This window comes from Lujinxingia vulgaris (assembly GCF_007997015.1).
Lineage (GTDB): Bacteria > Myxococcota_A > Bradymonadia > Bradymonadales > Bradymonadaceae > Lujinxingia > Lujinxingia vulgaris.
Map to the genome: position 1 here is coordinate 258297 of NZ_VOSM01000003.1, position 22864 is coordinate 281160.

Genomic DNA, 22864 nt, shown 5'->3' on the forward strand with positions numbered 1-22864 from the left:
TCAACGACCGGAGCCGGAGCGCGTCAGGGGGTGCCGCCGTTTTGAGCTTCGACGAGCTCAATGGTGCGGCTGGCGACGTTGTTGGCGCGGTTAACATCCCCGAACTCATCCAGAGGGTCAACGACCACGTGCAGGTAACCTGTGCCGGGGGTGTATCCACCCGGGAGGGCGACCTGCCCGGTGACCTCCATGGTCTGGCCCGGTGCGACGTCGCTCAGCGTGAACTCACCAAGGAAGATGTCTTGCGCCTCATCGCGAAGCGCCGACGCGCCGAGGAAGACTTCGTAGGTGGGCGAGCTGGCGGTGTCGCCACCGGCGTTGGTGAGGTCAAAGCCGTAGCGCACCACGTCGCCCTCCTGATAGGAGCCCGGGCCGATCGTGAGGTCGGTGGCGCTCAGATCGATTCCGGGGAGGTTTTCGGCCTCCAGGGTGTATGTGACCCGACGTTCGCTGCCACCGACGGAGACCTCGACAAAATAGCGCCCGGAGACCGGTGGCACATAGTCGACGAGCTCGGCACGCGGCAGCCCGGGCGCGCTCTCATCGAGGTCGTCGGGGGTGCGGTTGGGGCGGTAGATCTGCATGCGCAGGATCCCCGGCTGGGCCTCCGGAGTCAGGTTGGCGCGCAGGGTCACCGGCTCTCCGGCAGCGAGCTCGACGTGGTAGACGTCGACATCGCCCACCGGGCAGCGATCGAGGGCCGCCGGAGCGTCGAGCGCAGCCCGCAGGCTGGTGGCGTTGTCGAGATCGTCGTTGGGCTCGAAGTCGCCGTCGCAGCGCAGCGCCGGGTCGACCTCGCGCACGTCCAGATCCAGTGTGTAGGTCGTGGAAGCATCCGGGTCGACGGGGACCAGGGAGACGCGCAGGTAGTAACACTGCGCCCCGTTGACGTAGTCGACGCTCACCTGCTCCTGGTCGACGCCGCTGCGCGCGCTGGTGTCGATCACGCTGCGGTCGGCCGCGAAAAGACGCAGGTCGAGGTCGCCCTGGCTGTTGAGGAAGTTGATGGTGGCGTCGAACTGCTGACCGTCGGCCACACAGATCTCGTAGTAGTCGCTCTGACCGGCGCAGGCCAGAAGGTTGCTGAAGCTGCCGTCGGAGAGCGACGCGGCTTCATCAAAGGAGGTGTTTGGCGAGAAGGGGTCAAAACAACGCGTGAACACCTCAAAGGAGGTGCTAAACGCGGCGTTGTTGTTTACCCGCGTCTCGTTGAGTGTGCCGGCCGGGTCGAGCACCAGCGCAAGGTGGTAGGTGCCGTCGGCGACGCCCGCGCCCAGCTCCACCGGAAGGGTGAGCTGACGGCTGGAGCCCGCCTCAATCGAATCGATGGGGAAGTTGCCCAGGGTGATGTCGCCCGCGCCACCGAGCTCGCGGGTGGCGGTCAGGATGACGCGAGCCTCAAAGCCGCCGGTGGCCTCATCGCCGATGTTCACGATCTCGGCGCCTAAGTCGATGGTCGCACCTGCCGACCAGGAGGTCTGCGGGGGGATTTCGAGTGCGCGCGGCAGCACATCGACGTCGGTGGCCAGATCAAGCACCTGGACGTCCAGCTCGTAGTAGTTCTGATCGCCGGCGCTCCGACCGCACACCGAGTACGGGTACACCCGGCTCTCCGGCGCCAGAAAGACCGCCACCTGCTGCTCGTCATCGCTCGATGCGCTGGCCAGCTGCTCCGAGCCGTTGGGCGCAAAGAGCGTCGTCTGCAGCGCGCCGCGCTCGCTGTCAAAGCGCGTCGTGATGATCAGCGACTGACCGGCGCTCACCTGGGTCTCGTAGAAGTCGCAGATGTTTGGCGAACATACGGCCGCGTCCTGCGCGCCGGCGGCCACGTTGACCGCGTCAAAGACCTGGTGGTTAGGGCTGTTGGCGTCTTCGACGCAGGTGCAAAAGGGCCCTTCGACGATCAGCGCGTTGGTGCCGGTGCGGCGGTTGTTGCCCACGTTCTCTTCAGGCAGCAGCTCCCCGGTGTCGACGGCGATGCCGAAGCTCTGGCGCTCAACAAAATCCGCACATTGCGCCTCCAGCTCAAACTCCAGCTCCACGCACTCGCCGGGGTTGATGTTGGGGATCTCGAAGGTCTCAATGGGCTCGGCGCCGAAGTCCACCGAGTTACCCGCCGAGCGGAAGAGGGCGCCGGAGGTGGGGCCCGAAGCGTTGGAGCCGTCGACGCAGATCTCGGCGCGCACCGTGGTGAGTTCGCCCTGAACGGCGGATTGAGGAACGGTGAGTGAGGCCACAAAAAGATCGATGTCGGCCTCATCGGTGATGTTGACCGCGTCGAGCTGCAGGGCGGTATTGTTGGAGCGGAAGGGCTCCTCGATGGCGCCCAGCGGGTCGCAGACGATGTAGGGGTAGTAGACGCCGGGGCGCACGAGCATCGGCACGTTCACCGCCCGCTCGACCTCGCGGGTTGCGCCGCTGGCCAGCGCGGCGACGTTGACGTTGGTGATGCGCAGGTCGTTATCGACGTTGGGTCGCGCCTCAAGACCCAGGTAGACGCCGCAGAAGAAGCTGCCGACGTCCAGGGTGCCCTCGTTGGCGATGGTCGCGCCGACTTCGAGGTTGCCGCCCAGGTAGGTGCTCTGCGGGGTGACCAGAAAGTCGCGCACGGCGATGTCGGGCCCGTCAACGAGCTGGTCCGAGACGATGATCGGCTCTTCGATGGCCAGCTCGTTGTTGTCGAGGGTGCTCTCCTCGACGTCGCCATCTTCGGAGAAGGCTTCGATGAAGATGTAGACATCAAGTTCGCTCTCCGGCTCCGGGATAATTTCTTCATCCAGGACAAAGACCTCGGGGCCGATGACGCGGGACGCCTGCGCGGGAAGCCCTATCGGGGCGCTCTCGTGGATGAGGATGGCCGAGTCATCGCGCACCGCGCTGCCGATCTGCAGGTAGGTGCGGTGTACCACGTTGAAGACGTCTTCGCCGCCGCGGTTCTCCAGCACAAAGCCGCGGGTCAGCCGATTGAGTGTGGGGAAGGCGCGGTCGGGGCTGACCACAAGCTCCGAGACGCTGATGTCAGCAAGGCCTGCGTCGAAGTTCTCAATGCGAAGCGGGGTCAGGCTTACGGCGATGTTGTCGTCGAGGTCCGTGTCGGCCAGCTCGCCATCGGGGGCCATGACCACGGCGACAAAATAGGAGCCGGACGCCACATCGGGCACCGCCGCTGAGAATCCCACGTTTCGGGTCGCTCCGCCGGCGAGCACTTCGGCGTCGTCGGTGGTCGCCTCAACGAGGGTTTCGCCCAGGACGGTCAGGCTGGCGAGGTCCTCGCTGGAGACCTGCGCGTCGGCGGAGAGGTAAGCGCGAACCGGAATGTCGGTGAGCACCGGTGAGGCGGTGCGGTTGATGAGATCAAAGGAGATCGTCGCATCTTCTCCCGTCCGCACATTGGTGGGGCGGGCGCTGACCGATTCCACGCCGAGATTGATCGGATCGTAGACCTGGTAGGTGATCGTCTCGCGATCGGCGCGGCTGCCCTCAAAGAGCGCCTCGACCTCAATCGTATACTCGCCGACCGACGCATAGCGGTGGCTTGCGGAGCCCTCGACGCCAGAGCCGCTGAGCGTGGCGCCGTCGCCGAAGTTCACCCGCCAGCTAAAGCCGTCCGCGCTGCGTCCCTCCGCCGGCGCGACCGAGAACTCCAGGCGCACCTCCACGTCAGGATAACCGGCCGCAGGGCGAAGCGCGTCGATCGTCAACGTGCCGGCGCCGCTGCTGGTATCCGGATCGTCGCCGCAGGCCGCTCCGGCAAAGAACATCAGCACGGTGAGCAGCACCACCATCGGTGCGGAGACGAGAGAGAGAGCAGAGGATCGCATGACCATAAGTTACATCGGGGAAGAAGAGGCTTTAGCTACGTTCGGGCGAAACGCGCCTGGTGAGGCGATTGGTCCGAGTATCCGGACCTTACCACTCCATGAGGGTAGGGCGCACTCGCGCTTCAAAAGGAGCGTCATCCTGCGTAATGCTCCGGCGCATTTCAAGGTAAGGTGCCCGGAGCATCGCCTGTGAAGAGGGTGCAAAACGCAACCTTTAAAGACGTGTAAACGCCAACGGGCTCGGGGCGAAGCGCCTTGACGAAGTTTTGAGCGCTGGTCTAGCTTACATCGACGTTTCATCCCCCCCCCGCGACACTCCCTACCCGTAAGCGGAACATTCCGCGATATCGACTCGGGTGACCATTCTGAAAGAGAAGCAGGAGGAAGGCTCTTGTCGACGAATAATAACAAGCCAGATCTTTCGGATTTGAAGGCGCGGCTGGGGTTGAAGCCCGCTGCTAAACCCGGGGCCGCGAAGCCTGCCGGCGCAGATAGCGCGAGCAGCTCGGGCGCCCGTTCCACGATCCCGCGTCCCGGGGCTGCGTCACCGGCGCAGCCTTCGAGCAGTGATGCTGCGGTGGCCACGCCCTCTCGTCCCGTGACGCGCCCCAACCCGGCTGCGTCGGGCGCGCAACCGGTCCAGCCTGCGCAGACGCAACCGGCTCAGCCGGCCGCGCAACCCGCGCCTGCTCCGGTGCGGCCTGCCGGTCCGCCGGCGGCGGCAGCCGGCCCGCCTCCCACCGCGATGGTTCCGCCTCCCAAGGCCAAGCCTGAGCCGCGCCCCAAACCTGTGCCCATGAGCGCTGAAGAGATGGCGGAGATCGAAGCCGCCGCCTCGTCGCTCGACGGCGGGGGGATCTTCTCCAAGAACGCGATCGTGGTCATGGTCGTGCTGGCGCTTGTGGGTACCTTCTTTGGTTACTTTGCCGCTCAGGGCCAGAGCAGCCGCCAGATTGAGATCGCTCGCATCGAAGATGCGCGCGCTCTTCAGGAGTCGATCGATCCGGCGCTGGCCACCTTTGGCGAGATGGCCGAGACCATCGCCAAGCTCTCTCCCTCCGAAGTTGATTTCGAGGCGGCCGAGTCTCTGGCGGCCAAGCAGTTTGTGGTCAGCGGAGACGTCCTCTCCAGCAACCGTCTTCTGCTGGGTCGAGACGTCATTCACCCCCTGACTGCCTACATGGCGGAGTCGGCCGTGCTCGCTGAGCTGCTCGCCGAGCATAAGCGCCTGACCACGGTGGTGGATAAAGCGGAGATCGAGCGCCTGCTCTCCGAGAATGAGGTGCTCGACGAAGATCTTATCGCGGTGGTCTTTGACTACCGCCACCTCTTCACCCAGGGGGGCAACGAGGCGTACCGTCCGCGTCCCGGCCGTTTGGTCACCCTCAAAGACCTTGAGCGCGATGATGAAGGCATGCTTGAAGCGAGCATGTTGAACTCCGAGCGCACCCAGAAGGTCGAAATGCAGGCGCTGGTGCCCCTGGAGCGCGCCGAGATCCTTAAGACGGCGGGCGACAACGCGCTGCAGCGCTATGAGCGTCGCGTCAAAGAGATTCAGGAGCGCACCGAGAAGCTCAAGCAACGCATTAACCCGCTGAGCTCTTCTCTTGATGAGCTGGCCTCGCAGCCCGAGCCGCCTTTGCTCAGCTTGTGAGAAAGCTGTTCTGAGCGCTAAGGTCCCCACCCACATCGGCTTGTCCGGTGTGGGTTTTTTCGTCTCAGGCTGGTTGGTTTTGGAGTTTTAGGGAGCGGCGTCGATGGTCAACACCCTGGTCGAGTTGTTTGAAGAGCAGGTCCAACGCTCAAGCGTGCGCGTCGCGATGCGCTTTTATGAAGATCAGGCGTGGACCGCACGCACCTGGCGCGACTGGTGGGAGCGCTCCGAGCGCATCGCTGCCGGGCTGATGGCGCTGGGCATTGAGGCGGGCGACCACGTGGCGTTGATCGCCTCGACCCGTCCGGCCTGGGTGGAGGCCGATATGGGGATCGCGATGGCCGGCGCTGCCACCGTCGCGTTGCACCCCGCGGCCGGTGAGGCCGGGATCGCCGCCGCGCTCAGCCATTGCAAACCCGGCGTGGTGATCGTCGAAGATCCCGTGCAGATGGCCCGCCTTGTGGCAATCCCCGAGGCCCTGGCCTCGGTGCGCGCGGTGATTTACGTCGACGCCGATGTGATGGTGAAGACGCGCGGGGGAAGGGCGCGCGAGTTGATGCGGGTGGATGCGTTTCAACTTCCCGAACACATCGCCCGGCTCTCGATCGATGAGCTCGGGCAGCAGGGGCGACGCAAGCTCGCCGAAGACTCGCGCTATGTGGCGTCGAGGCGGCGGCAGATCACCCCGGAGATGAACGCCGCGGTGGTGTTTACCGCGGGCACCAGCGCTGAGCCGCGTGCGATATCACTGACCCACCACAACCTCGTGGCCCAGGTCGAGGCGATGTCGGCGCTGCGCCTCTTTAGCTTCGATGATGTGCAGCTGCTCTTTTTGCCCCTGGCGCACGTCTTCGCTCGGGTGCTCTACCTGGCCGGGATGGGCTCAGGCATGACCGTGGCGTTTGGCCGAGGCGCGCGTCATCTACTCGATGATCTTGAGGAGGTCCGGCCGACGTTGCTCGCGAGCGTGCCCTGGGTCTATGAGCGCCTTCAGGCCGAGATCGTCTCCCGGGTTGAGGAGCGCGGGCTGCGCGCGCAGCTGATGCCCCTGGCGTTGGAGGTCGGTAAGACGGTGCGTCGGCGCATGCTGGGAGGTCAGCCCGCCTCGCGCCTCTTGCGCTGGGAGCACGCCTTTTTCTCTAAAGTATTACTTGAGGACGTTCGGGAGCGGCTGGGCGGACGCATGCGGTTTTTGATCAGCGGCGGCGCGCCGCTTCGCCCCGAGATCACCGAGTTTTTCTTCTCCACCGGGGTGCAGTTGCTGGAGGGCTACGGTCTCACCGAGGCGTGCGGCGCGGTGGCCTTTAACCTCCCCGAAGATGTGCGCATTGGCAGTGTGGGCCGCGCGCTGCCGGGCGTCGATGTCACGCTGGCAGAAGACGGCGAAGTTCTCGTGCGAGGCGACACCGTCGCGCACGGGCTCACACAAGGGGAGGGCGCCGGCCAGGTCGACGCGCGCGGCTGGCTGCACACAGGCGACATCGGGCGGTTTGATCGCGAGGGCTTTCTCTTTATCGTCGATCGCAAACGGGAGGTGGTGATGACCTCCACCGGGCGCCAGATTGCCCCGGGGCCGCTGGAGAGCGCGCTGGAGGAGTTTGAGCTGATTGCCCACGCCGTGCTCGTCGGCGAGGGACTTCCTTTTGTGTCGGCGCTGGTGGCGTTGAACCCGGATCGGCTTCTGGAGTTTGTGCAGGCCCAGGGGCTCGACTACCGGGCCTCGGTGCGTGAGCTGACCACCCATCCTACGGTGCATCAGGCGTTGATGGGGCATCTCGATGAGGTGAATCGCCGGCATGCTGTGGCCGAGCGCATTCGCCGGATCGCGGTGATCCCGGAGTTTCTCTCGGTGGCCGACCAGACGCTGACCGCGTCCGGGGAGGTGCGTCGCCCGGTGGTGCTGGAGCGCTATCAGGCGCTTGTCGACTCGCTCTACGCCGACCGCCGCGTGGGCGCGGAGGCTGCGGCAGGAAAAAATTGACGGCGCTCCACCGTGTCCTACCGTGGACCACGTTAGTTCGCCGGTGGCCATGAAGGCGCACCGAAGTCAACGCGTTCGAATTATGGAGGATTCGATGAATCGCATCAGCGGCACCATCCGACGTCAGCCCAGCTTCCGTCCCTCGTTTGCCGGCGTGCGTCGCCACCCTCGCTGCGAGCTGCAGACCCGGGTCTTTGTGCAGGACGCCGACGGCTGGGAGATTCCCCTGGAGAGCCTGGACTTCTGCCCGACCGGGATGTTTGTGCGATCGAATTTTCTCTTTGAGCCCGGTCAGGTGCACACCTTGATCTTTGAGGGCCCCGGTGGTGAGTCGACCTACGCGGTGCGTGCCCGGGTGGTGCGTGCGGAGACCGGCGCGGAGTTTGGCGATCGCCTCCCGACCGACTTTGTGCCCGGCATGGCCTATGAGTTTGTCGACGTGGCTCCGCGGGTGCGCCAGCGCCTCTTCGGGCTGGCCTCGATGTGCGGCGTGCGAGTCTGAGCATGATCGACTTCGCCAAGTTTCATGGTCTGGGAAACGACTTCATCGTCGTTGAGCAAAACGCCGAGGCGTGGACGGCGGCTAAGGTGCGCGCGATCTGCGATCGCCACCTGGGCGTCGGCGCCGACGGCGTGTTGGCCCTGGAGCGTCTGGGCGAAGATCATCTGCGCATGGTCGTCTTCAACCAGGACGGCAGCCGCCCGCAGATGTGCGGCAATGGCGTGCGTTGTGCGGCGGGCTACGCCCATAGCCGCTGGAACATGAGCGACGCGATCCTTGTGGAGAGTGACGCCGGGCCGCGCCCCTGCGAAATCATCCCGGGCAACGCTCCGGGACTCTGGCAGGTCAACGTAGCGATGGGGCCTGCGCGCATCGGCGCGGCGGGCTCCTTCAAGGTGCAAGGCCGAACCTTTGACTACGTTCCGGTCGATATGGGCAACCCCCACGCGGTGATCCTGGAGTTTCCCGGCGATGAGATCGTCGATCGCGCAGGGACGCTCGCAAACGCCGCCCACCCCGACTTCGCCCAGGGCGTCAACCTGGAGTTCGTCGAGGCGCGGGGTGACGAATGGCACACAAGCGTGTATGAGCGGGGCGTCGGACGCACCCGGGCCTGCGGCACCGGGGCCTGCGCCGTCGCCGCCGCGATCTGGAACCTGGATCTGGCCAGTCCCGACGCACCGGTGGTCGTCGCGCTCCCCGGCGGGAGGCTCACCATCGCGCAGCGCAACGGCCAGATCTGGATGCAGGGTCCGGCTCAGGAAGTCTTTACAGGGATGTACCCGAACATCAGGAGCAACGAAGATGCGTAACCTCATGTTGGCCTCCGCGGCTATCGCCACAGTGTTTTTGACCGGCTGTCAGGAGACGGTCGTCGTCGCCTCCAACGGCGCGGCGATGGTCGTCGCCTCGGCGCTGCTCTGGTCGACGGTGCGTCTGGGCAAACACTCCGATCGCGACAAGGAGTGAGCATGAAGTGGTCCGAGGTCTTCGAGCCGGGGCTCTCCACCGACGAGCTCTTTCTCAAACGTCTGCCGGCGATGCAGCAGACGCGCCAGCAGGAGTTTCGGGAGTTCTCCAGCGCGACGATCATCCTCAGCGTGCTCTTTGAGGACGTGGACCAGCGCTACACCCTCACCTTTGACCGGGACGGGCTGGAGGTCATCGACGAGGAAGCCATCGACTTCCCCGTGGCCAGCGCGCGAGGAAAACTCAGCGACTGGCAGCGTGCGCTCCCCTGGATCCAGGAGCTCGTGATCCCGGCCGACGCGCAGGTCGCCCGCTACCGCGGCAAGGTGCACCTGACCCCGGAGATGATCGAGCATTTCGAGCGCTTCGACGGCGTCTTCCAGGTCGAGGTGACCGATCTTCCCGACGGCCGCCCGCTGAGCTTTTCGATCGTCCTTAACGACTATGAAGCCCCCGAAGATGCGCGCGTGGTGCGGGCCTCGGTCAGCTGGCCGCTGCTTCAGGACGTGGCCCACGGTCGCGTCGATCCGGTCCAGGGCGCCCGTCAGCTTTCGATCGCCGGCGAGGTCGGTCTGGCGCTGGAGATCGGCGCCTTCATCATGCGGGAGCTCGGGCTCTAGGAGCCTTGCGCGCCCGCTTTAAGGTCGATACACAGGGGAGGTAAACGTGCCCCCCGACCCCCCTCCGGCGACTCCCAGCCCAGCGACCCCCCTATGATTCTTCAGCCCCGCGACGTCGGTTGGATTGAAGTCATCTGCGGACCGATGTTCTCCGGTAAGACCGAAGAGCTGATCCGACGCCTCAAGCGTGCGAGCTACGCCCGCCAGAGTGTGCAGATCTTCAAGCCGGCTATCGACGACCGCTACGATGAGAGCGCGATCGTCAGCCACAGCCAGATCTCCCTGCCCAGTGTGGCCGTCAAAAACCTCGATGAGCTGCGTCAGGCGCTTGACCCTCAGGTCGATGTCGTGGGCATCGATGAGGTGCAGTTCTTTGATGAGCGCGTCATCGACTTCTGCGAAGAGCTCGCCGACGGCGGCCGCCGCGTGGTGGTGGCCGGCCTCGATCAGGACTACCGCGGGCAGCCCTTCGGGCCGATGCCCGGGCTGCTCTCGGTGGCCGAATACATCACCAAACTGATGTCGATCTGCATGCGCTGCGGCAACCCCGCGCACCGCAGCTACCGACTCTCCGAAGATCCCCAGCAGGTCCTGGTGGGGACCGCACAACAGTACGAAGCCCGCTGCCGGCGCTGCTTCACCGAGGGCTACCCCTCGCAGAGCGCCGCGGCGTCTCAACCCGCAGAATCCCAACGTATGGAACCCCGAGGTCGTCGATGAAAGCTCCCAAGCGCAAACTCAAAGTCCTTATCTCCGAGGAGGAGATCCAGAAGCGCTGCCGCGAGCTCGCCGCGCAGATCAACGAGGACTTCGCCGGCGACTCGGTGCACGTCATCGGCGTGCTCAAGGGCTCGTTTATGTTCCTCTCCGATCTGGTCAAGCACCTGACGGTGGATGTGTCGATCGATTTTCTGGGGCTCTCCAGCTACGGCACAAGCCAGGAGACCAGCGGTGTGGTGCGCATGACCTCCGACCTGGCGTTGCCCATTAAGGAGCGCAACGTCATCATCGTTGAAGACATCATCGATACCGGTCTGACCATGAAGTACCTGGTCGAGAACCTGCGCACGCGCATGCCTTCCGATCTCAAGGTGTGCACGCTCTTGTCGAAACCCTCCAACACGCGCGAAGATGTGCCCCTGGATTACGTGGGCTTTACCATCGGCGATGAGTTCGTGATCGGCTACGGTCTCGACGATGCTGAATTTTCGCGCAACATCCCCTACATTGGGGTCGTTGATTTCGATTCGCAGGATTAAACAAGCCCCCTCACCCCGTGCGTGAGGGCGCGCTCTGAGGAGAGACGCTATGTCGAAACGAGCTTTTGGGAACTCAAAGACCGGAACGCTACTTGCGATGGTAGGCGCGGCGACGATCTCGCTGGGCGCGCTTGCAGGCTGTGAGGCGCCGGACTGGGAGAACCCCGATTACGTCGCGAAGATGCTCAAGGAAGGTGAAGGCGCCGAGAAGTCGATCGCGCTTGAGAACCTCCGTAAGTTCCCGGAAGAGCGCTACAGCGAGGTCGCCCCGGCGCTGGTCGAGATCTATATGGCCGGCGAGCGCGACGCCAAAGACGCGATGAGCTACCTGGTGCAGTGGCGGGTGCCTGAGGCGGTCGACGCCTACATCAAAGAGATGGAGACCGATGAGGCCGGCTACGCCGGTGCGGCCGCCGAGGCGCTGGGCATTCTCGACCACCGCGCGGCTATCCCCAAAATGGTCGCGGCGCTGCAGGGCACCGACAACAACGAGCGTAAGCAGGGCATCCTGCGCGGGATGGCGCGCATGTCCGACCCGCAGATGGTCGAGCCGATGGTGGAGCTGCTCAAGCTCGACGCCGACAACTTCCCGATCGCGCTGCACGCTTACGCCTGTGAGATTCTCGGCAATATTGGCCAGGAGAACGCCGGCGCCATCACCGAAGAGGCGCGCGACATGGTGGTGCTCGGGATGTTCCTGAGCAACAACACCAACCAGAACACCAACCGCGAGTGTGGCCTTGCCGCCCAGCAGATTGGCCCGACGATCGTGCCGCATCTGGTCAAAACCTTTAATGGCGAGCATCAGGCCGTCAATCAGCTGCTGATGAAATACAATCAGGGGCCCGATTATGCGTTCCCGCCCAACCAGGCCAAGCTGGTGAGCGCGATTCGTCTCGGGTCGATGCGCGCGCCGCAGGCCGTGGAACTCTTTATGGCCGACCTCAAGAGTGAGAAGGGCGCGCCCGAAGAGCTCTCGGGCCGCCAGGCGGTGAGCTGGCGTCTGAAAGAGGGCAACGCCACCGACGAGATGATCCTTGCGCTCGGTGACCTGGGCGATCCGCAGGCCCGGGAGCTGCTTGAGGAGATCGTCAGCGATGAATACACCAACGATGAGTGGGACGAGATCACCGACGGCCTCATCGAGCTTCAGCTTCGCCAGGACGCCGCTACCGCGCTGGCCCGCCTTGGCGACCGCGCCGCGCTCCCCACGCTGATGAAGATGGCGAAAGACGGCGTCATTGTGGATCTGGAGAAGCGCTTTGTGATGCTCGCGCAGAACGGTCAGCCGGGCAAAGAAGAGGAGCGCTACCAGTTCAACTGGATGGTGGCCCAGTCCTACGCGATGCTCGCGGAAGCCGACCAGCGTGAGACCTACCAGGGTCTGATTGATGCGACCGATGAGGGCGGGCTCAAAGAGAAGTACAAGAGCTTCCTTCCGGCCTTCGATGTGGCCGCCGAATGTGGCGGTGCCGGTGACGCGGCGGCCCAGGCTGCCTGCTACGGCAAGAAGATCGAAGACGAAAACGAGGTCGTGCGCTCCAAGGCGGCCTACGAGCTGAGCCGACTTCCCGCCGAGGTCGCCTCGCCTGTGGTCGCCGAGGCGATTAAGACGCAGAACCTTGAGACGCGCGAGCTTCTCACCTTCGCCGGCTACCGGGTCGCCACGCCGGAGCTCGCGCAGGCCGTGGGCGAACTTCTCGAAGAAGAGAAGGGGCGTAGCAACGACGCCGCCCGCCGCGATCGCAATCGCCTGAAGCTCCTGCACGCCTACGCTTTGCGCTCCTCGCAGGGCGGCGCTCAGGCTGCCGAATAAGGGTATCTATGAGCCTGACAGCTCGCCCGAGCGTGGCGCTCCTTGAGGGGAACGCCACGCTGGCACGAATCATCAGCGAGACACTTCGAGCCAGCGCGCTTGAGGTCGTAAAGCTCAGCGGTCCACCGCCGGGCGCCGAAGGCGCCCGGCTTGTGATCGTCGACGTGGACAGCGCCGGGGTTGATGCCCGGCGCTGGCTGCGTTTTTGCGAGGAACGTCAGCTCCCCGTGCTGGTGTGCGGGGTGGCCAGCTCGCGCGCCCATTTTGCGCAGTATCCCTGGCTGGGCCGCCCCTTCACCACTCGTCAGCTTGAGCGCGTCTGCGAAGAACTCTTGCGAGAGGGGACACCCTCGCGCCGCTCGCAGTCGGTGCCCGGTGGCATTGAGGTTCGCGATCCGGTGACCGTCGAGATGGAGGGCGATGACGCCTCCGATCTGGAAGCAGAGCTGGGGTTGAGCCCGGGCACCCTGGGCGGCGGTGCGTACGAAGACGACGATCTTCTGGAGATGATCGACGTCGATACCACCGGCTCGATGATTCTGGAGATCGAGGATCTTCCCGGAGGACTGGGGCAGGGCGGCATTCTTAAGGGGCAGGCACAGCGTCACTCGCTGGATGCGGCACGGCTTGAGGCGGAGCGCTCGCGCAGCGCTGAGGTCGATGTGACCATCGACGAGGTGATCAGCCCCTCGACCTTTCCAGAAGTTCCCGCCGGCGTTGAAGTTCCGGCGTCTGGCGGTGACGCGACGGTGATCTCCGCGGTGACGCCGTCGCCCGAGAGCGATCGCGTGATGCTCCATCAGGTCGCTCATCTTCTGGCGGAGCATTGGGAGCGCATCGGGTTGAGCGCCCGTGCCAGCGACCGGGCCGAGCGCCTGGAGCGTCTGCTGGGCGCGATGGTCGACGCCGGCATCGACCGCGTCGCCGAAGAGCTCAGGAGGGTGCCCAACGCCCGCGGCTTCTCCGGCCAGCTGGAGACGCTCTCGGTGGTCGACCTGCTGCACACCCTGCGCGAGCGGCGGCTGCGAGGGCGCCTGGAGGTGAGTCTTCCGGGACGAAGTTTCGTGCTCTACGTCGATGGCAACGCCCTCCACGAGATCGAATCACTTGGCGAGAGCACCGACGGCGTGCTTCTGGAAGTGCTGCGCGCTGAGGGAGCGCTCGATGAGAGCGTCTACCAGCGCCTCTCCCACAAGCTGCGCACCGGGCAGTTTGATGAGGGGCCGCTCGAGATGTTCTTACGCCGTGAGCAGCTCGTCGATGACCTGCGCCTCTTCGACGCCCGGAAGGGCAGGGCGAGGCGACTGCTTGGCGAGATCTGCGGAGGACGTCGAGGGGGCTTTGCTTTTATCGAGGTGGCGCGCGACTCCAGCTTCGCCTGGCCGACCCGCGGCCTGGACCTGAAGATCGATACACTGCTCCTGGAGATCATGCGCGAGGTATCGCTGGATACCGGCCACTCCGAGGCGACCGCGCGCACGCGCCTGGTGCTCGACGCCGGTCGCGCCGCCAGCGTCGACCCTCAGGCGCTCACCGACGATGAGCGTCAGCTGCTCAACTTCTTTGAAGAGGGGCAGACCCTGGGAGAGGCCCGCGCGCGCCTGGCGACCACCGGCGAGGAGTCGGTCGACCGCGTGGTGCAGCGGCTCAAACGCATGGAGCTCCTCAAACGGAAGTCGAGCGCTGGCGAGGTCATCGTCAAGCGAGCCTCCGGACCTCATGAGCGTCCCACGGCGGTGAGCAACTGGGAGATCGACATCCCGGAGCTCGATCGCTCGCATCCGGTTGAGGTCGTCACGCCCCGGAGCACCGATGAGGAAGAGACGCAGCAGGAGCGCGGTTTTCTCGCCGGCGCCCCGATCGAGGAAGACGCCGATCTGAGCTGGGATCAAGAGCTTGACTCGATCTTTCGTCGGGCGGCCGACACCGCCGAATTTGATACGCAGGGAAGAGACGATGACGACACGAAATAAGCTGCGTTATGCGGCGCTGTGCGTAGCCTCGGTGGTCGCGATCACCAGCGGCTGCCAGGACGAGGAGCCCGGACCCGAAGAGGTCTTTCGAGGCTTCGTCGAGAACATCTGGCGCGGCGAGGATGCTCAGGCCTTGGAGGCGGTCGCGCCCGACACGCGCGCGCGACTTCTGGAGCCTCTCGACGACGTGGAGCAGAGCATCGGCGAGGCGCACGGCCTGGAGCCGGTCGACATGTTGATCGTGACCCGTCTCGATAACCCCCACGAGCTCCAGGAGGTTGAGGTCGTTGGCGAGCTTCCCGATCCGCTCGAGGAGGGCAGCCGCGTGGAGCTTGCGCTGCGCATGCTCGATGATCGCACGGGCAACGCGACGATGGTCTATCAGGGCGGTCGCTGGTACGTTGATCTGCCGCTGGACGAGGTGGACACCGAGCAGGTGCTGGTGCCCCTTCATCGCGAGGATAAGGAGCCGCAGGCCGCCCCCGAAGAGGCGCCTGCCGCCGAGGAAAGCACTGAGCACTCCGAGGAAGAAGGGAAGGTTGAGCGATGAGTGAGTCGTCGAATAAGCCGCCGCGCGTTCCCCCGCCGTTGACGCCCGCCGGGCGCAAGCCTTCGGCTCCCGGGGCGAAACCTCCCGGACCGCCTCCCAGGCCCGCCGTTCGGCGTCAGGCACCCGGCGTTCGCGGCAGCACCCAGGCGCCGGAGGCCGCGACTCTGAAAACCGGCGATGCCGTCGGTGGACGCTTCGTGGTGGAGCGCTATCTGGGAAGCTCCGGCGGTGGGGTCAGCTACCTCTGCAACGATCGTCAGACGCAGTCGCCGGTCGTTGTGAAGGTGCTCGAGATGCCCTTCCCGGGCGACGACGCCTTCGCAAAACTCAGCGCCGAGGTGCGCCTGGCCGGGAGCATCGACCACCGAAACCTCACCGGTGCGGTGGGGATGGGGCGCACCCAGAATGGCGAGATTTTTATCGCGATGGAGTTCGTGGAGGGGTCTACGCTCTCGCAGCTCGTGGCCCAGAGACGCGAAGAGGGGCGCACGCTGAGCATTCGTGACACCTTCACAGTGCTCGCCCACGTCTGCAGCGCACTCTCGGCGGTGCATGAGCGCAAAACCAGCCACGGGGTGCTCACGCCTTACAACATCTACGTCAACAAGCAGGGCGTGGTGAAAGTGGGGAACCTGGCCTTCGGCCGCATGGTCAGCACCTTTCTTCACGGACGAGGGGAGGGGCCTTTTCATGACAGCATCTACGTGGCGCCGGAGGTGGCTGAGTCGCCGGGGAACCTGAGCGCCGCGGCCGACCTCTACAGCCTGGGCATGATCGCCGCAGAGCTGCTCAACCCCACCGGTCTTCCCAGTGAGCGAAAGCAGGCCCACGAGATGGCGCTCGACGGGCTTGCCAAATACCCGCCGGCGCTCTTCAGCCTGGTCTCGGCGTGTCTCTCCGCCGATCGCACGCAGCGACCGCGCTCCGCGCAGCACTTCCGCGATGAGCTTGAGGAAATCGCCCGCGACGCCGGCGCGCGCTTAAGCGGCGCGGCCCCTCCCGGCGCGCTGCCGGTGGAGCCGGCCGTGGCTGAGAGCGAGGAGGGCGACAGCCTCTTTGATCTTTTCGACGTCGGTGACATCGCGCCGCCCCCGGCCGATGAGGCCGAGGCCGAGCGCTACCTCGTGCAGAAGAGCGGCCTCGACTACGGCCCCTTTACCGAAAAGCAGATCATCGATCAGCTTCGCGCCGACGAGATCGACGAGAACTCGCTGGTGCTCGACCGCTTCACCCAGCAGCGTTGCCGTCTCATCGAGATGGAGGCGTTCACCGCCGAGGTCGAAGCCTACATTCCGGAGCGTGAAGAGCGCCGCCGGCGTGAGGCCGAAGCCCGCGCCGAGCTGCAGCGTAAGGTCAAGAAAGGTGGCCTTGCCGCGCTGGTCGTCTCCATTGTTGCCGGGCTCGTGGTGCTGGCGGCGATGGGCTGGTTCTGGCTGCAGCAGCCCGACCCGGAGCCGATGCCTCTGGAGCAGGCCTTCGCGTCGCTGGATTATACCTTCCTGCCACCGCCCTCGGAGTTTCAGGCGGTGGCGGTCGACTCCGACCTTCTGCAGAGCATCTTTAACCCTCGCGCCAGCGAGGAGGAGATCGCGCGCACACTCAAGAAAGTGCGCGGCGCCGGTGGCAAGCGCGCCTCGGGCAAAGCTGCGGCCGGCGGCGGCTCCGGGCAGCGTGAGGCCGATGTCGATATGGCCAACTTCTCGGGCTCGTCCAAGCACCTGAGCGACCAGGAGATCAACCGCGTTATTATGAGCGACTTCAACGCGATGACCGACTGCATTCGCTCCGAGCTCAACCGAAACAGCTCCTTTAAGGGGCTGACGGTGCAGTTCTTTATCCGCCCCTCCGGCACCACCGGCGGTGTGCAGATCAAGGAAAGTCAGTACCAGAGCCGCGAGGTTGGCCAGTGCATGATCCAGCGCTTCCGTGCGATGAAGTTCCCCGAGCACGGCGCCATCTCCAACCGCGGTGTGGAGTTCCCCCTCTACGTGCAGTGAACCCGCAGGTGGCAGCATGACGACCCGTGAGCGCCCGAACTTCTCGCCGGGCGACTATAACAACCTCGGTGCGCAGCCGCGCACCGAGCTGACGCTTGATGGCGAGCCGGCGACCCTGAACCTCGGGCGCGCGCTGGGTGAGGCGATGCGTGAGCGCGGCGAGGGCTTCCTGGGCCTCGTCGGCGACCTCGGTGCCGGAAAGACGACGCTTATCAAGGGGTTGGCCGAGGGCATGGACATCGCCCCCGACGAGGTCTCAAGCCCCACCTATGCGCTGGTGCAGGAGTACGGCGCCGAGGGCGAGCTTGTGCATATGGACCTCTACCGCCTGGAGCATTACGACGATCTGGAGTCGCTGGCCTACTGGGACTACATCGACCGCCCTCAGACGTTGGTCTGCGTGGAGTGGCTCGACCGCATCCCCCACGCCTGGCCCGGCCAGGGCGTGGTTGTGGAACTTCTGCGCCAGGGCGATGGCCGCCAGGCACGCATCTTCGCCAGCGAGGCGTACCACGCCCTGGTGGAGCGCATCGGCTCCGATCTCAACGACATCACCTGAAGGATCTACCCATGAGCGCGACCCCCAATGACACCCCGACCCCGCAGGCCGAGGTGGTGCTGCCGGTGGCGGCCCGACGGAAGATCGAGTCGCGCCTTCGCACCCGCTACCACGCCTATCTTCGCCCCGGCGAACGCATCGGGCTGCGGGTGGAAGAAGAGTCCGATTTTGTCTTTGCCTGCCTCAAACTCACCAGCGCCGATAAGCGTTTTGCCCTGGAGCTCGAAGGCGCCGCCATCGTCCAGGATCAGGACGCCGCCTTCCTCGCCGCAACTTCGCCACGCGACCGGCTGCTGGCGGTGATCGAGTTTCTGGCCGACCAGCTCAACGACTATTTTCGGGTTCAACGAAACCAGCGCTTTCACCTGGACTGGCGAAAGCACCCGTGCAGCGGGCTTATCGTGCGTTTTCGCGGCACCGAGCGCTCCCCGGAGCTTGAACAGCAGGCCAACCGGCTTCTGGGAGAGACGTCGGAGGAGATTTGAGTCAGCAACCCGACGATCCCCAGCTCTCCGGAGCACCGAGCGTCTTTGCCGCGCTGATCTTTTACGGCGCGATGCTGGGCGTGGCCTGGCTTCTGGGCGTGGTGTGGCTGGACTTAAACCTGCTGGTCTGGCCGGAGAAGTTGCAGGGCGCCACCGCGATGCATGCCGCGCTGGGTGCCGCGGTGGGGCTCGGAGCGGTGGTCGCCTCGCGGCTGGTGGAACGCTACACCGCCTGGGGCCGCAACCTCGGGGATGCTTTTGCGGGCATGCTCGGTCCCATGACTCCCGGACAGGTGCAGGTTCTGGCGCTGACCAGCGGGGTTGCTGAAGAGATCTTTTTTCGGGGCTTTTTACAGCAGGCCTTCAGCACCGCCGGATGGGCCGGTCCTTACGGCGACTGGGTGGGGCTTGTGCTGGCGAGCGTGATTTTTGGGCTTATTCATATTGGCCCGGAGCGCGATACCTTTCGGCCCTGGACATACATGGCGCTGGGGCTGGGCGCGATCTTCGGGCTGATGTACCTCTACACCGGTTCGGTGCTTGCGCCGGTGATCGCGCATATCACGGTGAACTATTTCAACCTGGGCCACATCTCGCGGCAGGCGTTGGCCGAGGGCGAGGGCTTGAGCCCCGAGGATGAGCGATGAACCCGGTGGTGGTGATCACAACGGTGCAGCCGGCGTTGATCTTCTGGATCGCTACGATCGCGCTTTTTCTGGGCATCGCGCTGGCCGCGATCGTCTCGCCAGGGCGGCGATGGTTCGAGCTCACCGTGATCCTGGCGCTGGCGATGCTCGTCTTTGGCGCGGCGGGATTTGCCTTTACGCAGCTGGTGCTGGGCTATGATGTAGTGGTGGTCGACGCCATCGCTTCAATGCGCGGATAGGCGCCGAAGTCGTTGTCTGGTGCGGTCTAGAGCGTGCACGCCGCCTCAATCGGGCACCCCGGGCAGTGCTCGTCGGAGCGGCGGTGAATGCAGCGCCGACCGATGCCCAGGTGGCAGAGCGCAAAGTCATATTTGAGGGGATCCTGAGCGTCGAGCGAGGCCAGCCGCTCGGAGACCTCGATCGCCGCGCGGGCGTCGAGCGTCTTTCGGGTGAGCAGCCCCAGGTAGCGGCAGAGGCGACCGGTGTGGGTGTCCAGGGGCATCACAAGCGCGTCGGGCGAGAGGGAGGGCCATAAGCCCAGATCGATGCCGTCGGGGCCGCGGCTCATCCAGCGAAAGAAGAGGTGCAGGCGTTTGCAGGTGCTGCCATCGGCCGGGTCGGGGAGCAGGTAGCGAAACCCGCGCGAGAGCTCCTGGCGCGCACGGCGCTGACGCAGTGTCTGCACGAAGTTGGACGCGGCATGCAGGTGGCGCTCGCGGGCGCTTAAACCATCGGTTTCGGGGAGGCCACGGCGGTAGAGTTCGCTGAGGCTTCCTTCCCGGCGCAGCGTCGTTCCCAGGGCTACCGCGAGGTCGGCCAGATCCTCGCCGCGGGTCATGCGGTAGGTGAACGCGGGCCAGCGCGTTGCAAGATCCTCAAGCGGGGCCACCCGGAGCGTGTGGGCAGGGTGGGGCCCCAGGGGCGAAAGCGCGCGCACGATGGCCTCGCGCAAGACCTTAACCTGGCCGTAAGCCAGCGAGCTTGCCACAAGTGCGGCGACCTCCCGATCCTCATCGCGCTCGTACTCCCAGACGCGGCCCACCGGATCATGGTCGCGACGGGCGAGGTGGTCGCATTGCGCCATGGTTTCTTTAAGTAGTGCTTTAAGTGTCTGGGAGTTCGGCATGGGGGCTCAGGGTGAGAACGACGAGGTGAAGATCTTTCGTACAAAATTTTTGACCGCCGCGCCGCCTCGCATAGGGTGTGCCTCCGATGTGGGAGAGGCGCGGTGGAACGCGGCCTCGCCCTGGCACCCGACGATGCGCCGAAGTCACGGAGGACTCAATGGCCACCAAAAAGAAGATGACCCTGTACCTGCCCGAAGAGCTTCTCAATGAGATGCGGCAGGAGGCGCTTCGCCAGGATCGCTCGTTGAGCTGGATCATGGAAGCCGCCTGGAAGATCGCCCGGGAGCGACTTCGCGAGATGCCCGGTGTCGACGAGCTCTACGAAGATTACGAGGCCGCCAGCTGAGCGGACCTTGCGCACGAGCGCACTGCGCGTTGATGGGCCGCCGGGCGATTGCGCCCGCGCGGCCCTTCGATTATGGAAGAGGCATTGCTGAGCGTGCATTCCTCCAGAGCCCGAAGAGTTGCCCATGGCCGAGAAGACCCCGCCGAGTTCGACTGCGTTGAGCCCCCGCGAGCAGCGCCTCCAGAACGTCACGCGTAAGGCGCGCCGGCTGGGCTATGTGGTCTTCTTCGGCACGGCGGTGCTGGTCTTCTTGCCGATCGCCTTCGGTGCGATCACCGGAATTCGGGACGGACGCATCTGGGATCCCTTTACCGGGCAGCAGGTCGGCGCGGGATCGGTGGAACCGGACTGCCGGCAAGACGCCACGGACCTTCTGATGGAGGCCGGGCGTCTCAACGCTCTGAGCGCGTCCTGGGAGAATCGCCACCGCCGCTGGGTTACGCGCTGCAAAGGGGAAGAGCCGGTGGCCTTCTCGATGTTACGCACCGCGCGCGGCGAGCTTCGACGAGGGGAGTCGGGCGGCGAGGCTGCAGCTGAGGACGATCGGGATTAACGCAGCGCTTCGAGCGCCGGCGCCGGCACAATGAGCTGGTAGCGCCCGGCGGAGTCGGTGCGTCCTTCGGCAAGAACGTCGCCAAGATCGGGGTGGGTGAGCTGCACGGTGATTGCGCCGGTGTCGTGCTGCGGGTGCACGAGTTGCCCACGCACGATGGCGGGAGCCTCCAGACGCCAGAGCAAGGTCGGGGATTGGTCGCTGGCACTGAAGGTCTCGACCTGACGCGGCTGGCCAAGGTTTGCCGGCGGCACGATCGTGGCGCGATAGTCGCCGGCGGGAATCCGCGCGGCCCAGCTGCCATCCTCAAGCGTTGCGATGCTGCGGGAGAAATCCGACCTCTGGAGGTGCTCCAGACGAAGGCGCGCTGATGCGATCGGGTCACCCTCATTGGTGACCACGCGCCCGGAGAGGGAAGGGCGAGCATCGAGCTCAAGCGTTGCGCTCAGGCCATCGAGGAGGTTGACCTCGGTGCTGGTGGCTTCCAGCGCGCTCTCCGCCGGGGGACGCACCTCCAGGGTGTAGGTTCCGGTGAGCAGGCTTGCGCGCGCACGACCTTCCCCGTCGACGGGGAGAGGACGCTGAAGCTCGCCAATCCCCAGCGGCGCGCGGGCCATAAGCGAATAGGCGGACCAATCTTCGGGCTCGGCGTCCGGTGGACCTTGCAGCTGGACCTCGAGCTGCAGCAGCTCGATGAGCCAGCTGCCCAGGTGAAAGCGCCCCCCGGTGGTCTCGGGTCCGATCGCGTCTTCAAAGATCGCAACCGGGATAAGATCGTCGGTCTGGGCGGGGCTGACATGGAGGTCATAGCTGCGGCCGTCGTCAGGCACCCGCAGCGTAAACTCGCCAAGAGCATTGCTGAGCGCCGAGGAGGTTGTCTGGCGAGAGTCGGGATCGATGCCGATAACGCGCGCGCCGCCCACGGGAAGATCGAGGAGGTCGAGCGGAAGCCCGGATTGACGGACCAGGGTCCCGCGGATCTCTCGGAGCTCGGAAGTGGCAGGCACCTCAAGGGTTCGCTCGCCATCTTCCCGCGCCGCCAGCGTACCCAGGTCGTAACGCGGAAGTTCGCTGCTATCGGGCACCAGAAGGATCGCGTAGTCGCCTCGGGCAAGCGTGAGCGTGGCGCGACCCTCGCGCACGCTGACCTGGCTCTGCGCCTCGGAAACGGTGTTCTCGGGGATGGCGACCAGTGTGGCGCTGCGATCGGGCGACAAACCCTCGATGCTCAGATCGATGGTGATAAGCGCTTCGACGTCGACCATCGCGCCACCCACCGGCCAGGCCTGAGGTGCGATCGTCTGCGGCGCGATGCGCGACGCGCTCGATGGGAGGATCGTCAGACCGTAGCGCAGCGTGGTCTCTGTAACCGGGACCACGCAGAGCTCCTGCTCGCACCGCCGGTCCGAGGGGCATTCCGCATCGCTCTGGCATTCGCCATAACGCACCGTGGGTTCATCCTCCGGAGGTTGAGGCTCATCGGGCCCCCCGGGGCCGCAGGCGGCGATGGCCAGGCCGGTGAGCAGGCCCCCGAACGCCCGCAAGGGTCGAGAAAAAGTCTTCTTCACAGCGCCTCCGAACACAGACCGGGCCTCAGGCGAAGCTGCCAGCTATGCGAGACCAAAAACCCCTCGGGAGCGACCTCGACCTCCGAGCCGGTGACGCGCACAAAGCGTCGGTCGGCCACGATCAGCCAGATCGTCTCATCGGCCCGGTCGCGCAGGCGCTCGCTGCAGGGATCGATGTTTGTGGCCACTCGCTCGTAGACATGGAAGACATCGCGATGGCGCGGATTGCCAGGCACCGCGCTGACTTCGGCCTGCTCCAGAAGTCCGCTATGCTCCCCCATCCACACGTAATACAGAGCGTCTTCTTCGTTGGGATCAAAGAGCCCCTCAGCGGCCAGCGTGATCTCGCGCGTCGTCTCCACGCGCACCACGTCGAGCGCCGGTGAGACGAAGTCGCGATCGATGTAAGGGGGCAGGTTCACAGGGGCTTCCTCCAC

General features: G+C 65.3%; 22 protein-coding genes. 18 read left to right on the top strand and 4 right to left on the bottom strand.

Annotation, left to right across the window (positions count from 1 at the left end; genetic code table 11):
* Window positions 1-23 precede the first annotated feature (23 nt).
* The gene (locus FRC98_RS08090; protein WP_146980795.1) at window positions 24-3827 is read right to left on the bottom strand and encodes a CARDB domain-containing protein; all 3804 of its coding nucleotides are present in this window, start codon (window positions 3825-3827) and stop codon (window positions 24-26) included.
* 571 nt (window positions 3828-4398) lie between these two features.
* Here FRC98_RS08090 and FRC98_RS08095 point away from each other — a divergent pair.
* From FRC98_RS08095 to FRC98_RS08165, 16 genes are all read left to right on the top strand, one after another.
* Window positions 4399-5475, top strand: coding sequence for a hypothetical protein (locus FRC98_RS08095; protein WP_146980796.1), 1077 nt, complete (start codon window positions 4399-4401; stop codon window positions 5473-5475).
* Window positions 5476-5578: 103 nt separating this feature from the next.
* Window positions 5579-7456, top strand: a complete 1878-nt coding sequence (locus FRC98_RS08100; protein WP_146980797.1) for an AMP-dependent synthetase/ligase — start codon at window positions 5579-5581, stop codon at window positions 7454-7456.
* A 94-nt stretch (window positions 7457-7550) separates the two neighbouring features.
* Complete coding sequence (locus FRC98_RS08105; protein ID WP_146980798.1) at window positions 7551-7958, top strand: PilZ domain-containing protein; 408 nt, start codon at window positions 7551-7553, stop codon at window positions 7956-7958.
* A gap of 2 nt (window positions 7959-7960) precedes the next feature.
* Window positions 7961-8770: a diaminopimelate epimerase gene (gene dapF, locus FRC98_RS08110; RefSeq protein WP_146980799.1), complete on the top strand. Its 810-nt coding sequence runs from the start codon at window positions 7961-7963 to the stop codon at window positions 8768-8770.
* Entirely contained in the window at window positions 8763-8927 is a 165-nt protein-coding gene (locus tag FRC98_RS21410) for a hypothetical protein (protein ID WP_230467418.1), read from the top strand. Before dapF ends, FRC98_RS21410 begins: the two co-directional genes overlap by 8 nt.
* A gap of 2 nt (window positions 8928-8929) precedes the next feature.
* Window positions 8930-9547 (top strand): hypothetical protein, encoded by a 618-nt coding sequence (locus tag FRC98_RS08115; RefSeq protein WP_146980800.1) that lies wholly within the window; start codon window positions 8930-8932, stop codon window positions 9545-9547.
* Window positions 9548-9640: 93 nt separating this feature from the next.
* On the top strand, window positions 9641-10267 hold the full coding sequence (locus tag FRC98_RS08120; protein WP_146980801.1) for a thymidine kinase: 627 nt from the start codon (window positions 9641-9643) through the stop codon (window positions 10265-10267).
* Window positions 10264-10806 (top strand): hypoxanthine phosphoribosyltransferase, encoded by a 543-nt coding sequence (gene hpt, locus FRC98_RS08125; RefSeq protein ID WP_146980802.1) that lies wholly within the window; start codon window positions 10264-10266, stop codon window positions 10804-10806. Before FRC98_RS08120 ends, hpt begins: the two co-directional genes overlap by 4 nt.
* A gap of 49 nt (window positions 10807-10855) precedes the next feature.
* Complete coding sequence (locus FRC98_RS08130) at window positions 10856-12622, top strand: HEAT repeat domain-containing protein (RefSeq protein ID WP_146980803.1); 1767 nt, start codon at window positions 10856-10858, stop codon at window positions 12620-12622.
* Between the two features lie 8 nt (window positions 12623-12630).
* Window positions 12631-14595, top strand: a complete 1965-nt coding sequence (locus tag FRC98_RS08135; RefSeq protein ID WP_146980804.1) for a DUF4388 domain-containing protein — start codon at window positions 12631-12633, stop codon at window positions 14593-14595.
* On the top strand, window positions 14579-15145 hold the full coding sequence (locus FRC98_RS08140; protein ID WP_146980805.1) for a hypothetical protein: 567 nt from the start codon (window positions 14579-14581) through the stop codon (window positions 15143-15145). Before FRC98_RS08135 ends, FRC98_RS08140 begins: the two co-directional genes overlap by 17 nt.
* Window positions 15142-17142, top strand: coding sequence for a protein kinase domain-containing protein (locus tag FRC98_RS08145; RefSeq protein WP_146980806.1), 2001 nt, complete (start codon window positions 15142-15144; stop codon window positions 17140-17142). The genes FRC98_RS08140 and FRC98_RS08145 overlap by 4 nt, the downstream gene beginning before the upstream one ends.
* A 16-nt stretch (window positions 17143-17158) precedes the next feature.
* Window positions 17159-17701 carry a tRNA (adenosine(37)-N6)-threonylcarbamoyltransferase complex ATPase subunit type 1 TsaE gene (gene tsaE, locus FRC98_RS08150; protein ID WP_146980807.1) on the top strand — a complete coding sequence of 181 codons (543 nt, stop codon included), beginning with the start codon at window positions 17159-17161 and terminating at the stop codon, window positions 17699-17701.
* Between the two features lie 11 nt (window positions 17702-17712).
* Window positions 17713-18186, top strand: coding sequence for a hypothetical protein (locus FRC98_RS08155; protein WP_146980808.1), 474 nt, complete (start codon window positions 17713-17715; stop codon window positions 18184-18186).
* The gene (locus tag FRC98_RS08160) at window positions 18183-18833 is read left to right on the top strand and encodes a CPBP family intramembrane glutamic endopeptidase (RefSeq protein ID WP_146980809.1); all 651 of its coding nucleotides are present in this window, start codon (window positions 18183-18185) and stop codon (window positions 18831-18833) included. The genes FRC98_RS08155 and FRC98_RS08160 overlap by 4 nt, the downstream gene beginning before the upstream one ends.
* Window positions 18830-19072, top strand: coding sequence for a hypothetical protein (locus FRC98_RS08165; RefSeq protein ID WP_146980810.1), 243 nt, complete (start codon window positions 18830-18832; stop codon window positions 19070-19072). The genes FRC98_RS08160 and FRC98_RS08165 overlap by 4 nt, the downstream gene beginning before the upstream one ends.
* A 26-nt stretch (window positions 19073-19098) precedes the next feature.
* Here FRC98_RS08165 and FRC98_RS08170 read toward each other — a convergent pair whose 3' ends face one another.
* Window positions 19099-19959, bottom strand: a complete 861-nt coding sequence (locus FRC98_RS08170) for a TIGR02757 family protein (RefSeq protein WP_146980811.1) — start codon at window positions 19957-19959, stop codon at window positions 19099-19101.
* 158 nt (window positions 19960-20117) lie between these two features.
* Between FRC98_RS08170 and FRC98_RS08175 the strand changes: the two genes are divergently transcribed.
* Both FRC98_RS08175 and FRC98_RS08180 read left to right on the top strand, forming a co-directional pair.
* On the top strand, window positions 20118-20306 hold the full coding sequence (locus tag FRC98_RS08175) for a TIGR04563 family protein (protein WP_146980812.1): 189 nt from the start codon (window positions 20118-20120) through the stop codon (window positions 20304-20306).
* Between the two features lie 124 nt (window positions 20307-20430).
* Window positions 20431-20859 (top strand): hypothetical protein, encoded by a 429-nt coding sequence (locus FRC98_RS08180; protein ID WP_146980813.1) that lies wholly within the window; start codon window positions 20431-20433, stop codon window positions 20857-20859.
* On the opposite strand, the gene FRC98_RS08185 is transcribed toward FRC98_RS08180, so the two are convergent.
* Window positions 20856-22427 carry a carboxypeptidase-like regulatory domain-containing protein gene (locus FRC98_RS08185; protein WP_146980814.1) on the bottom strand — a complete coding sequence of 524 codons (1572 nt, stop codon included), beginning with the start codon at window positions 22425-22427 and terminating at the stop codon, window positions 20856-20858. The genes FRC98_RS08180 and FRC98_RS08185 overlap by 4 nt on opposite strands.
* On the bottom strand, window positions 22424-22849 hold the full coding sequence (locus tag FRC98_RS08190) for a hypothetical protein (RefSeq protein WP_146980815.1): 426 nt from the start codon (window positions 22847-22849) through the stop codon (window positions 22424-22426). Before FRC98_RS08190 ends, FRC98_RS08185 begins: the two co-directional genes overlap by 4 nt.
* Between the last annotated feature and the right edge of the window lie 15 nt (window positions 22850-22864).